Source organism: Paraburkholderia kirstenboschensis, from assembly GCF_032806925.1.
GTDB lineage: Bacteria > Pseudomonadota > Gammaproteobacteria > Burkholderiales > Burkholderiaceae > Paraburkholderia > Paraburkholderia kirstenboschensis.
Window position 1 is genome coordinate 1,481,258 of record NZ_CP136512.1, and the last position, 13,176, is coordinate 1,494,433.

General features: G+C 63.4%; 10 protein-coding genes. 8 read left to right on the forward strand and 2 right to left on the reverse strand.

Going from position 1 to position 13,176, the window contains the following annotated elements:
* Positions 1-70: 70 nt before the first annotated feature.
* The 7 genes from RW095_RS15440 (at position 71) to RW095_RS15470 (ending at position 8,762) form a co-directional block, all read left to right on the forward strand.
* A complete protein-coding gene (locus tag RW095_RS15440; protein WP_317019781.1) occupies positions 71-1,270 on the forward strand; it encodes a serine hydrolase domain-containing protein in 1,200 nt (399 codons plus the stop codon).
* Positions 1,271-1,397: 127 nt separating this feature from the next.
* On the forward strand, positions 1,398-1,688 hold the full coding sequence (locus RW095_RS15445; protein ID WP_128584022.1) for an H-NS histone family protein: 291 nt from the start codon (positions 1,398-1,400) through the stop codon (positions 1,686-1,688).
* Between the two features lie 613 nt (positions 1,689-2,301).
* Positions 2,302-2,826, forward strand: coding sequence for a formaldehyde-activating enzyme (gene fae / locus RW095_RS15450; protein ID WP_317019782.1), 525 nt, complete (start codon positions 2,302-2,304; stop codon positions 2,824-2,826).
* A gap of 52 nt (positions 2,827-2,878) precedes the next feature.
* On the forward strand, positions 2,879-3,916 hold the full coding sequence (locus RW095_RS15455) for an aldo/keto reductase (RefSeq protein WP_317019783.1): 1,038 nt from the start codon (positions 2,879-2,881) through the stop codon (positions 3,914-3,916).
* Positions 3,913-5,352, forward strand: a complete 1,440-nt coding sequence (locus tag RW095_RS15460) for an NAD-dependent succinate-semialdehyde dehydrogenase (protein ID WP_317019784.1) — start codon at positions 3,913-3,915, stop codon at positions 5,350-5,352. Before RW095_RS15455 ends, RW095_RS15460 begins: the two co-directional genes overlap by 4 nt.
* Positions 5,353-5,424: 72 nt before the next feature.
* Positions 5,425-6,807, forward strand: coding sequence for an MFS transporter (locus RW095_RS15465; protein WP_317019785.1), 1,383 nt, complete (start codon positions 5,425-5,427; stop codon positions 6,805-6,807).
* A gap of 353 nt (positions 6,808-7,160) precedes the next feature.
* Positions 7,161-8,762: a peptide chain release factor 3 gene (locus RW095_RS15470; protein WP_317019786.1), complete on the forward strand. Its 1,602-nt coding sequence runs from the start codon at positions 7,161-7,163 to the stop codon at positions 8,760-8,762.
* Positions 8,763-8,893: 131 nt separating this feature from the next.
* On the opposite strand, the gene RW095_RS15475 is transcribed toward RW095_RS15470, so the two are convergent.
* Positions 8,894-9,763: a LysR substrate-binding domain-containing protein gene (locus tag RW095_RS15475; RefSeq protein WP_128598034.1), complete on the reverse strand. Its 870-nt coding sequence runs from the start codon at positions 9,761-9,763 to the stop codon at positions 8,894-8,896.
* A 267-nt stretch (positions 9,764-10,030) separates the two neighbouring features.
* Between RW095_RS15475 and RW095_RS15480 the strand changes: the two genes are divergently transcribed.
* Entirely contained in the window at positions 10,031-12,511 is a 2,481-nt protein-coding gene (locus RW095_RS15480) for a bifunctional acetate--CoA ligase family protein/GNAT family N-acetyltransferase (RefSeq protein WP_317019787.1), read from the forward strand.
* 103 nt (positions 12,512-12,614) lie between these two features.
* Here RW095_RS15480 and RW095_RS15485 read toward each other — a convergent pair whose 3' ends face one another.
* A complete protein-coding gene (locus tag RW095_RS15485; RefSeq protein ID WP_317019788.1) occupies positions 12,615-13,160 on the reverse strand; it encodes a hypothetical protein in 546 nt (181 codons plus the stop codon).
* Positions 13,161-13,176: the final 16 nt, after the last annotated feature.

Below are 13,176 nucleotides of genomic sequence, written 5' to 3' on the forward strand. Positions count from 1 at the left end.
GTGCGCTCTAACCTCGCTGCCACTTCATAATCTTCAATCGACGACGCTTAAGCCAGGACACAACATCGACATGCAACCAGCTGGATTTTCGTCAGCTCGGCTGACAGCCCTGACGAGCACCTTGCAGGGTTACGTAAAACGAGGCGATGTGGCCGGCGTGGTGGCGCTAGTCTGGCGCCGCGGCGAAACCGGCTACTTCGAGGCGCTCGGTCTGCGCGACGAAGCCGCGCAACTGCCGATGGAGCGCGACACGCTGTTCCGCATTGCGTCGATGACCAAGCCAGTGACGAGCGCCGCCATTCTCATGCTGATCGAAGAGGATAGGCTCGCTCTCGACGCGCCCATCGCGCAGTGGTTGCCTGAGCTGTCGGCGCCGCGCGTGTTGCGCGATCCCGGCGGCCCGCTCGATGAGACCGATCCTGTGCGTACGCCGCTTACCGTGCTCGATCTGTTGACGCATCGCGCGGGCTTCGCTTACCACTTCACCGCGACCGGCCCGCTGGCGCAAGCCTACGCGGCGGCGTTCAACGGCGTCGATGGGCACGGCGACGCGAACGCGTGGCTCGCGCGCATCGCCCAATTGCCGCTGATGTTTCAGCCCGGCTCGCGCTGGCACTACGGCATCGCCACCGATGTGCTCGGCGCGCTGATCGCGAGAGTGAGCGGCATGCCGCTGGGCGAGTTTTTCCGCACGCGCATTTTCGAGCCGCTGGGCATGCGCGACACCGCGTTCTGGGTGCCAAAGCCGCAGCTCCCGCGCCTCGCTACCGCATATGGCGTCGATCCGGAGACGCGGCGGCGCGTGGTCGAAGATCATGCGTCGGCGAGCCGCTGGGCGAATCCGGCGCGCTTTCAGAGCGGCGGTGGCGGGCTCGTCTCCACCGCTCAGGACTATCTGCAGTTCGCGCAGCTGCTTTTGCGGCGTGGACGTGTCGGCGACGTGCGCTTGCTGTCGCATCGCTCGGTCGATCTGATGCGCTCGAATTTTCTGACTCGCGATCAACGCCGCCTTCCGGCATTCGGTCATGTGATGTGGGCGGGCCAAGGGTTCGGCCTCGGCTTGTCAATCGTCGACGATCCGGCGCAGCAACTGCCGCAAGGCTATCGCTCGACCGGCTCTTTCGGCTGGCCAGGCGCTTTTGGCACAAGCTGGTTCGCCGATCCGGCCGAGGACCTGATCGGCATCATGCTGATCCAGCGCCGTTCGATCGAGCCGTTTCCCATGGCAATCGACTTCGAGCGCCGCGTGTACGATGCGATTGACGATTGAGTGCGCGTGCTTCGGCGATGACCGACCGCACTTTTAGCGCCGGACAATGAAGGGCTCTCTATCCGGCGCATTATTTGTCTGATAGCGTCCGCACTTCGGTTCGCCACAATCAACGGGAGCATTCGCGATGGCCTCATACAAGCAGTTGACCGCTCAGCTCGAAAAGCTTCACAAGGAAGTTGCGGCGGCTCGCGACAAGGAGGTCGCGCAAGCGATCGCCGACATCAAACAGAAGATTACCGAGTACGACCTGACCGCCGAGGAGCTCGGTTTCGCGAACACACGCACCGTGGCGCGCAAAGCCCCATCGGTCGCGAAGTATCGCAACCCGAAAACCGGCGAGACCTGGAGCGGCCGCGGGCGCTCGCCTGCCTGGCTCGCGGGCAAGAATCGCGACCGCTTTCTGATCGAAGTGTAGGGTGGCGTCGCGGTGCGCTTCACAGGCGTCGTGTAGTTCGCATCGCTGAAGTGATGCTGCGTCCGCTCTTTTCTGCACCGCTACCAGGTCCCGAAAACGCTCACCTTTAGATTAAATCTGGAATCTGCAAAGTAGACCGGGACCTGCGGTCTACATACTTCGGCTTTGTTTCGGTGAGCCTGGTTTCTTCGCCGCGCGCACCGGACCCGAGGTGAGTGTCACGAAGGGGTGGCGCCTCACCGACATGTCCAAAACCCGCGCTGGCCCTTGCTGGCGGGCGTTCCCAGGCTGTACGAAGAATCGTTCACGGCTATACGAACGTAGTTCTTCGTTCGCTCGGTAGACGACGATGCGCAACCCACGCGGCGTCGATGGTGCAAGAACCTCTTCACGCGTGCTCACCTTTTGCCGTTCTGCACGGCGCGACATCGCAAGTCCCGAAAACCCTCACCTTTGTGTGCGTCGCGCTTTGCGCGAACTCACCGCTTTCTCTATGCCGTCCGGACAAACCCGGAGTTGAGTTCGCCTCATACCCGGGATCAAAACTCATCGATACATGGTCGCGGATGCCGAACGCCACAATCGGTCATCCACTCAACTCGACGGAAAGACCATGAGCGTAGCGACGGACAAACAACTTTTCATCGGCGAAGGATTCGAAGGACCTGGCGTGAACCTCGCGCATATCAACGTGCTGGTCGGCCCGCGTAACGGTCCGGCGGGCCAGGCGTTTGCCACCGCGTTGGCGACGCCTTCCGCGGGTCACGCACCGTTCGTCGTGATCGCGCGTCCGGGCGTGCCGACCAAGCCTTTGACGCTCTACGTGAACAAGGCGCAGATCGGCAGCGACTTCCATGGCAACGCAACCTGGGGCGCGTCGCAAGCCGGCATTGCGAAGGCGGTGGCGGAGTCGTTGGAGAACGGCACGCTGCCTCCTGAAGCGGAGAACGATTGGGTTGTCGTGTCCGCGAACTGGGTCAATCCCGCGACCGACGATCTCGACGCCGTCTTCGAAAACAACTACCGCGCCTGCAGGAACGGGATCCTCGCGGCGATGAAAGGCCTGCCGCATCGTGACGAAGTGTTCGCCGCCGCGCGCGACGTCTCGAACCCGTTCTACACCCCCAAACAACGCTGATCGCGGCGTGGATTGAAAGCAGCCGTATCCGATCTGCAAGGAGACACGTTTCATGAAATACATTCGCCTCGGCCAATCCGGCCTGAAGGTTTCGCGTCTGTGCCTGGGCACGATGAACATGGGCACGCCCCAATGGAAGCCCTGGATTTTCGATGAAGCGCGCAGCGAGCCGATCGTTCGCCATGCGCTCGAAGCCGGCGTCAATTTCATCGACCTCGCCGATTTCTATTCGACGGGCGTCGGCGAAGAAGTCGTCGGCCGCATTCTGAAGCGCCTCGCGCGCCGCGAGGAGATTGTCGTGACGACCAAAGTCGGCTACGACATGGGCGCATACCAGAACGCGGGTGGTCATTCGCGTAAGCACATCATGGACGGCATCGACGGGTCGCTCACGCGCCTCGGGATGGATTACGTCGACATCTATATGCTGCATTTCTTCGACGTGAATACGCCGGTCGAGGAAACCATGGGCGCGCTGAACGACATTGTGCGTGCGGGCAAGGCGCGCTATATCGGCGTGTCCACCATGTACACGTGGCAGTTCGCGAAGATCATGCAGGTTTGCGAGCGCAACGGCTGGCATAAGCCGATCAACATGCAGTTGCAGCTGAACCTCGCGTATCGCGAGGAAGAGCGCGAGATGATTCCATATTGCCGGGATCAGGGTGTCGGCGTGTCCGTGTTCAGTCCGCTTGCGCGCGGGTTGCTAACAAGCGACGCCAACTCCACGCGCAATCAAACTGACTTTTTCACCGCGCAAATGTATGGCGATGACGTGTCGCGCGAGATTGCGGCGTCGGTGGCGCGCGTGGCCGCTCGGCGCGGCGTGTCCGCGGCGCAGATCGCGCAGTCGTGGGTGCTCAGGCACGAAGGCGTGGCAAGCATGCTGGTCGGCGTAGACACGCCGGCGCAGTTCGACAGCGCTATCGCCGCGCTCGGCACGGCGCTGTCAGACGAAGAGGTCTTCGAGCTCGAACGCAACTACACGCCGTGCGATCTGATCAACGACTACACCGCAGCCAAGCGCATCGCGCGCGAGCCGAGGCTTGCGCAAGGCGGGTTCGTCGAGAAGCTGGAGAAAGCGGCATGAACGAATTTCTCCGGACAGGGCATTACATCGGCGGTGAGTGGTACGAAAGCGCGAGCACTTATCCCGTGCTCAATCCCGCGACAGGCGAAGTCATCGCGCAAGTGGCGAAAGGCGGCGCGGCGGAGGCGACACAAGCCATTGCCGCCGCGGAACGGGCGTTTCCCGCGTGGCGAGCGTTGACGGCTAAAGAGCGCGGCGCGCGCGTCAAGCGTTGGGGCGAGTTGATGCTCGAGCATCGCGATGCGCTTGCCGAGCTCTTGACTCGCGAACAAGGCAAGCCGCTGGCCGAAGCGCGCGGTGAAGTCGGCTATGCGGCGAGTTTCTTCGAATGGTTCGCCGAGGAAGCGAAGCGCGCATATGGCGACGTGATTCCGAGCCCGAATCCGAACGCGAAGATCATCGTGACGCGCGAACCGGTCGGCGTAGTCGCGGCCATCACGCCGTGGAATTTCCCGCTCGCGATGATCACGCGCAAGGCCGGTCCCGCGCTGGCGGCCGGTTGCACGATGGTGCTCAAGCCCTCCGAGGAAACGCCGTTGTCGGCATTTGCACTGGCCGTGCTGGCAGACAAGGCGGGCATTCCGCCCGGGGTGTTCAACGTGATCTCCGGCGATGCCGTCGCGATAGGCGGCGCGCTCACCGAATCCGACGTAGTGCGCAAGCTCTCTTTCACGGGCTCAACGCGCGTGGGCAAGCTGCTCGCAAAGCAGTCGGCGGATACGTTGAAGAAGCTCTCGCTGGAGTTGGGCGGCAACGCGCCGTTCATCGTGTTCGACGACGCGGATCTCGACGCCGCGGTGCAAGGCGCGATGGCATCCAAGTTCCGCAACACGGGACAAACGTGCGTGTGCGTCAATCGCTTCTACGTTCAGGACGGCATTTACGATGCGTTCACGCTGGCGCTCGCGCAGGCGGCGCGCAAGATGCGCGTGGGCAACGCGTTGCAAGGCGACGTCGAACAAGGGCCACTGATCAATCAGGCCGCGCTGACGAAGGTCGAAGCGCATGTGGCCGACGCGTTGCAGAAGGGCGCGAAGGTGTTGACCGGCGCAAAGCCGCACGCGCTTGGCGGCACGTTTTACGAGCCGACGGTTCTTGTCGACGCATCCAGTTCAATGCTGATTGCCCAGGAAGAGACCTTCGGACCGGTAGCCGCGTGTTTTCGTTTCAAGACCGAGGACGAAGCCGTCGCCGCCGCCAACGCAACGCCGTTCGGGCTATCGGCGTACTTCTATACGCGCGATCTGGCGCGAGCATGGCGCGTGGGCGAGGCGCTCGAAAGCGGCATGGTCGGTATCAACGAAGGGATTCTGTCCACCGAAGTCGCGCCGTTTGGCGGCGTCAAACAATCGGGCCTCGGCCGCGAAGGATCGAAGTACGGGCTCGATGAATACACCGAACTCAAATACATGATGATGGGCGGCCTCGGACGCTGATCGTCAGATTTCATACGGGCGGGAACGCATGGCGTTGTCCGTCCGAAAAAGCCAATAAATCAAGGAGACAGCGTGAGTAATCAGGATGTCCAGGCGAGCCCTCTCGGCCTCGCCTCCACTTTCGCGGGTGCGGCACCGTCCGCGAACCGTCCCATTTCCATCGACGACGTGCCGTTGAACGCGTTCCACGTGAAGATTGCCGGCCTCACGTTCGGGGCGCACTTCACCGAAGGTTTCGCGCTCGGCACGATCGGCTACGCGCTGGCCGCGATGAATCGTCAAATGCCGCTCGACGCATTCTGGATGGGCATGATCGGCAGTTCCGCGCTGATGGGCATTTTTTTCGGGAGCCTGGTGTTCGGCTGGCTGTCGGATCGGCTCGGGCGGCAAAAAATCTTTCTGATGAGTTTTGTCATCATCACCGTGGCCGCGTTTGCGCAGTTCTATGTGCACTCGCCTTTCGAACTCTGCTTGCTGCGCGTATTGATCGGCTTCGGCATGGGCGGCGATTTCGCGGTGGGACACGCGATTCTTGCGGAATTCTCGCCGCGTAAGCATCGCGGAACATTGCTCGGGTCGTTCAGCGTCGTATGGACTATCGGTTACGTGGTGGCGAACGTGCTGGGCATGCATTACGCCGACGCCTCGCCCGATGCATGGCGCTGGCTGCTTGCGTCGGCGGGCGTTCCGGCGCTCATCGTGCTGGTGTTGCGCATGGGCACGCCCGAGTCGCCGCGCTGGCTGCTCGGCAAGGGGAGGATTGCGGAGGCCAGGTCAGTCGTGCTCAAGCACTTCGGCGAGAACGTCACGCTCGACGGCGCTCATGACCAGCACGCGCAAACGGCTGGCGGGTTCATGCGTCTCTTCGAGAAAGACCTGATTCGCCGGACTGTCTTCAACTGCGCGTTTTTCGTTTGCCTCGTGATTCCATACTTCGCGGTCTACACATTCTTGCCGACGATCCTGAAGGCAATTCATCTGAACAACGATTCAGGCGCGGATTTGCTGCTGAACGGCTTTCTCGTGCTTGGCGCGCTGATCGGCATCTGGCTCACCATTAAGCTGCCGCGGCGCGTTTTCCTGATCGGCTCGTTCGCGGTGACGTGCGTGTCGCTGATCGCATTGAGCCTGCTGCCGGAATCGGCGACGCTCGCCATGATCGTCGCGTTCGGCATTTTCACGCTGACCATGTCGGCATTCTCAAACCTGGTCGGCGTGTTCCCGCCCGAGTGTTTTCCCACCGAAGTGCGCGCCTGCGGCGTCGGACTGGCCATTGCTTGCAGCCGTCTCGGCTCCGCAGTGGGTACGTTTCTGTTGCCGCTCGGCATCGCCACGCTCGGCTTTCACATCACGATGTTCGTGCTCGCGGCCGTGCTGCTGGTCGGCATGATCGTTTCGATTGCCTGGGCGCCAGAGACCCGGCATTTGACACTGAACGAAGCGAGCGGCGGCTAAAAGACCGAAGCGTGTAACCAGGCGGCGGCGCGGTTCCGGGATCAAAGGCAGTCGCTCCGCCGCTTGCCGAACCGTTCTAACAGTTGCACCGGCCCGCCCGCCTCTCGCGGGCGGCTTTCCCACGTCCGTCGTCCCGGCGTGTATCATTCGTTCCCTGCGCTGTTCTGCGCTGGCGATTATCCGTATTGTCGAACGCTCGTTCCCGACCTGTTTTCCGACGCGGCCCGGTTGCCATAGTGATGCGGGTTCCCGACCCGACTCCCGCAGCTCGACGCCGCCGCGCCACGCGCGGCAGCCCGGAGGCCACAAGCTTCCGAAGACCGCCGAACCCCTATCCGTGACCGCCAGACCTGATGTCAGTCTCCGAACTTAAACGCCGCCGCACCTTTGCGGTCATTTCCCACCCGGACGCGGGCAAAACCACGCTGACCGAAAAGCTGCTGCTGTTTTCGGGCGCGATTCAGATCGCGGGCACCGTGAAGGGTCGCAAGAGCAATCGCTATGCGACTTCCGACTGGATGGAAATCGAAAAGCAGCGCGGCATTTCCGTCGCGAGTTCGGTGATGCAGTTCGAGTACGGCGACGCCGTTATTAATCTGCTGGACACGCCGGGCCACGAAGACTTCTCCGAAGACACGTACCGCGTGCTGACGGCGGTAGATGCGGCCGTGATGGTGATCGACGGCGCGAACGGTGTCGAAGCGCAGACGCTCAAGCTGCTCGAAGTTTGCCGCAGCCGCAAGACGCCTATCGTCACCTTCATCAACAAGCTCGACCGTGAAGTGCGCGAGCCGCTCGAACTGCTCGATGAGATCGAGCAGCATCTCGGCGTCGCGGCGGTGCCGTTCACGTGGCCGATCGGCATGGGCAAGGAATTCCAGGGCGTCTACGACATCCAGCGCGACCAGGTTCGTGTGTTCCGCGCCGGTCAGGACACGGCCGGCGGTGCGGTTGAAACGCTGCAAGCGTTGAGCGATGAAGAAGGCGAGCGCCGTTTCGGCCATAGCTGGACCAAGGCAAAGGAAGAGATCGACCTGATTACCGGCGCGACCCCCGATTTCGACCGCGAGCAGTTTCTTGCCGGTCAGCAGTCGCCGGTGTTGTTCGGCTCGGCAATCAACAACTTCGGCGTGAAGGAAATTCTCGACGCGCTGGTCGACCTGGCGCCGCCGCCGTCGATGCGCATGACGGTGCAGCGTCCGGTCATGCCGGACGAGCCCAAATTCACCGGCGTCGTTTTCAAGGTGCAGGCGAACATGGATCTGGCGCACCGCGACCGCGTGGCGTTCATTCGTGTGTGTTCGGGGCGTTTCGAGCGCGGCATGGCGGTGAAGGTGACGCGTTCGAACAAGACTTTTCGCGCGAATAACGTTGTGACGTTCCTGTCGCAGCGGCGCGAGACGGTGAGTGAGGCGTATCCAGGCGACATCATCGGTATTCCCAATCACGGCACGCTGAGCCTCGGCGATACGTTGACTGAAGGCGAGGCGCTCCAATTCGTCGGGCTACCGTTCTTCGCGCCGGAGATTTTCCAGACCGTCGAAGTGGTCGACCCGATGCGCGCAAAGCAACTCGGCGAGGCGCTCAAGCAGCTTGGCGAGGAAGGCGCGATTCAGGTGTTCCGTCCCGAAGTGGGCGGTTTGATGATTCTGGGCGCGGTCGGCCAACTGCAGTTCGAAGTCGTGTCGCACCGACTGTCGACCGAATACAAGGTCGACGTGCGCATGGCGCCCGCGCGGTACCGCATGTCCCGCTGGGTGACATGCGACGACGCCGCGGAACTGCGCCGCTTCACCGACTCATACGCCGCACGCATCGCGCTCGATGCATCCGACGCGCCCACGTATCTGGCCTCGCATGTGTCGGAGATCGAAGTTGCGCAGAAGGCATGGCCGAAAATCGTGTTCAACGAGTTGCGCGAGCATTCGGGCGCGCCGTTCAAGAAGGCAATGTGACGAGTTGACGCCCTCAGTCCGCTAGCGCATCTGGCTGGCGGCGTCTGCCGGGATCAGAGAAAGCCGCGTGTCATGCACGCGGCTTTTTTATTTGAGGCTCGCGCTCGGCTCGCCATCAGGCGGAATGGCCGCTAGCCCATTTTTAGCACTTGCTCTCGCAGCCACCCCGCGAACGCCTGCACATATTCGAGGGCGGCGTGCTGCGGCGCGACGTCGAGCCAGTAGCCGAACGGGCCGGCCACTTCGACATCGGAGAACTGCGCGAGGCTGCCGTCCGCCAGTTCCTCGACGATCATATTTCTGTCGACGATAGCCAGGCCCGCGCCTTTGCGCGCGGCGCGGATCGCCTGTTCGAGCGTCGAGAATTCAATGCCGTTATCCGCGTAACGCGCGGGCAGCCCCGCCGTGGCGAGCCAGTTCGGCCACAGGTCCAGCCTCGCGTCGTTGTGCAGCACGTGCAGCGCGGGCATGTGTTCAAGCAGCCTGTCGAGCGGCTCGCCGAGCAGCATCGGCGCGCCCACCAGCGCATGGCGCTCGGTCATCAGCAATTCGGAGTGTGCGTCGGGCAATGCGTGACGGCCGAAGCGGATCGTGCAGTGGCAGTCCGCGGTCGGCTCTGTGCGAATCGACAATTCGACGTCGGGCATCTCGTCAGCAAGGGAGCCTAGCCGCGGCGAGAACCATTGCGTCGCGAAAGTAGGCGGTACGGCCACCACGAGACGCCGCCGGCCCTTTGCCGCGGTGATTTGCCGGAAACCGCGCTCGATGGTGTCGAACGCGTCCGACAGGCAAGGCAGGAATTGCAGCCCCACGGGCGTCAGGCGAATGCCTTTGTGATCGCGCTCGAACAGCTTCGCGCCGAGCGATTCCTCGAGCAGCTTGATTTGCCGGCTGACGGCGCCTTGCGTCACGCATAGTGCGCTCGCCGCGCGGTTAAAGCTCATGTGGCGCGCTGTTTCCTCGAAAAAGCGCAACGCGATGAGCGATGGCAAGCGTCGCATACCTCACCTTCTGTCTCTTGGATCGTGCGGGGCAGTGCGGCCGATATGAAGGCGCGCGAATCGCCTGCAATTGTCGCACTGAAGCGCTGTATTTTGCCTGCGCGCGCTAAAAAAATCCCGATGCGCGGTGGCGCCGATCAACGTTCGGTTGACATGGCTCCGGCTCATGCGCGAGAAGCGCCGCGCAATGGCCGCGCTTCGCCTATGCTGAGGAACACGCGCGCGTCGACGCCCGAGCGGCGCGCCATTTTCATCTGCGGAGCGCCTGTGACCGTTCGCAATCTCGACGCGTTATTCCGACCAAAATCTGTCGCCGTGATCGGCGCCTCGGAACGGCCGGGCAGCACCGGCGCGATGGTGTGGTCGCGCTTGCTGGAAGGCGGCTTCGAGGGCCCGCTGTGGCCAGTCAATCCGAAATACGAAACGCTGAGCGGGTATCCGGTAATCGGCGATGTCGGCGACTTGCCGCAAGCGCCCACCGTGGCACTGATCTGCACGCCGGCGGCGAGCTGGCCTTCGATCATTCATAAGCTCGGCGGTTTAGGGACGCGCGCGGCGATCATTGTCGGCGAGACCCGTTGCGACGACGACAGGCTCGCGCTGCGGCAAGCGCTCGCGGCGGCGCGGCCGCATCTGTTGCGGATCGTCGGACCGGGCAGTCTCGGCGTAGTGACGCCGGCGCTGCGCGCGCATTTCGGCGCGCCCTCATGCTCTGTGAAGGCGGGTGGCGTGGCGTGGGTCTCGCAGTCGAACGCGCTGACCAATGCGGTGCTCGGCTGGGCGCATGCGCGCGGCCTCGGTTTTTCGCACGCGGTCGCGCTCGGCGGCGAGGCGGATGTGGATGCGGGCGACGTACTCGACTATCTGGCGAGCGACCCGGGCACGCGCGCGATTCTGCTCGAACTCGACAGCGTGCGGGCGGCGCGCAAGTTCATGTCGGCGGCTCGCGCGGCGGCGCGCAACAAGCCGGTGCTCGCTCTGCGCTCGGGCCGCGACGATCCCGCGGACGCGCTTTACACCGCCGCATTTCGCCGCGCCGGCATGGTACGCGTCGACGCGCTCGACGACCTGCTCGACGAAATCGAAACCCTCGGCGTGGGCCGCGTGGCGGCGGGCGCGACCGCGACGCTGATCACCAGCGACCGCGGCCTCGCGACGCTTGCGTGCGACGCGTTCGCCGCCGCTGGCGATACGCTCGCGCCGTGGCCGGAGCAAGCGTCGCAGGCGCTACAGCAGGCGCTGCCGCACGCAGTGGGCGGCAACCCGCTGCAACTCGGCGACGACGCACGTCCTGAGCACTTCGGCACGGCGCTCAAGCTGCTCGCCGAGCATCGCGGCACCGGCACGGCGTTCGTCGTGCATGCCTCGACGCATGGCGCGCCGGTCGGCGAGGTGGCGCAGGCGCTGATCGCGAATCAGCGGTTCGCGTATCGCGGTCTGCTCGCATGCTTCTTTGGCGGACTCGACGCCGCTACGCGCGACGCGTTGCATGCGCAAGGAATTCCGGTTCACACGACGCCGCAGCGGCTCGCCCGCGCGTTCGCGCGCCTTGTCGATTACCGGATGGGACGCGAATTGCTGATGCAGACGCCAGAGGGCTTGCCAGCCGAAGTCCCCGACGCGATCGACGCCGCGCAGGCACAAGCTCGCGCCGCGCTCGCCGCGGGCGAGCGCGAATTAACCGGTGAAGCTGCAGCGGACTTGCTGAGACGTTTCGGGCTCGTAATAGAAACAGCGCGGACAGCGGATACAGCGGGGGTGGACGAGCGTTCCGACGCGGCGCCAGCTTCGCGCGAATCCGACTGCACAGAAACCGACGCGGTGTCTGCGCCCAAGCCGGTAGTCGAGATCGTCGTGGAGCTTCATGACGACGACAACTTCGGTCCGGTCTTCAGTTTCACGGCGCCTTCCGCCGATGGCGTTTCCGAGCCGCTGCGCCTCTACGGATTGCCGCCGCTCAATCCGACGCTCGCCCGCGACATCGTCACGCGTTCGCCGTATGCGCGGCTGATCGCGCCGGAGCCTGCGTTGGCCGCATTGACGGCGCTCTCGCAAGCCGTCTGCGACGTCAGGGAAATCGTTGGTCTCACGCTTACGCTGCGCGTGTATCGCGATCATGTGACGGTTGTCGCACCTACGCTGAGCATCGCGCCGACGCGCAGCCGCCTTGCGATCATGCCGTATCCGCGCCGCTTCGAGGAGACGCTCGACTGGCAAGGTGCGCGTATAACAGTGCGGCCGATCCGCCCTGAAGACGAGGCCGCGCATCACGACCTCGTCGAAGCGATGACGCCCGAGGATTTGCGGCTGCGGTTTTTCGGTGCCGTAGGCAGCTTCGATCATTCTCAGCTCGCGCGCATGACGCAGATCGACTACGACCGTGAAATGGCGCTGATTGCGACGGTGCAAAGCGACGAGGGTCTCTCGCGCACGCTCGGCGTGGTGCGCGCGGTGGCGGACCCGGATAACGAAACTGCGGAATTCGCGGTTGCCATTCGTTCGGATCAGAAAGGGCGACGGCTTGGCCGGTTGCTGACAGACCGCATCATCCGGTATGCGCGTGCACGCGGCACGCATTGGCTCGTCGGCGAGGCGCTGCGTGAGAACACTGCAATGATCGCGCTCGCCAGATCGAGCGGCTTCACGATCACGCCGACGGAAGATCCGAGTGTGGTGGGTTTCCGGATGGCGTTGGACACAGACGCGGATCAGGAGAAGAGCGCCGCGACTGTGCGCAGCGCGCGTTGATTCGAAGATGCGACCGCCTCCGCAACAGGAGGCGATCTTTCATGACGTTCGCAGGTCAGGCCACGGCCTCACATCGTCGCGGCAATCGGATTCGGGACAACGATCAGGCAGGCAGTCTGGCAGTCGCCTCATCGACCTGCGCTCGCGTCACAGCCAACTCTTCCAGCCACGCATCCGCGTACACCACACCGGTCTCGCGTTCGAGCCGCGCGATCGTCGCCGCGCAACGGCTCGAATCCTTCGGCGTCGCGATAAACGACTTCACCGACTGCCCCGCCTTGAATGCATCGAACAGCGGCACGCGGATATCGTCCGGCAACTGACGCGTCGTCCATTGATACGGCTTGCCGTTGAACGTGAACGACGGCGGCAGCACGCGTTCTTTCTTGGCTGCGGGAATCAGGCCATACGTGCGCGCAGCTTCACCAATCTGCTCCGGCGAAAACAGTTCGTCGGGGCTAATGTCGAATTGCTGGATGAAAGTCTCGATGCTCTTCATCGCTGCCGCGCGGTCGTCGCGCCGCTTCTGCGCATGAGCGACGATGTCGCGGAGTTCGTCGGCTTCTTCAGGCGTGATCGTGAAGCTCGATTGCTTCTGCTGGAGCTCGGAAAAACGCTGGAATTCGGAATCGGTCAGAAGTTTCGCCATTGCTTATCGATGGGCG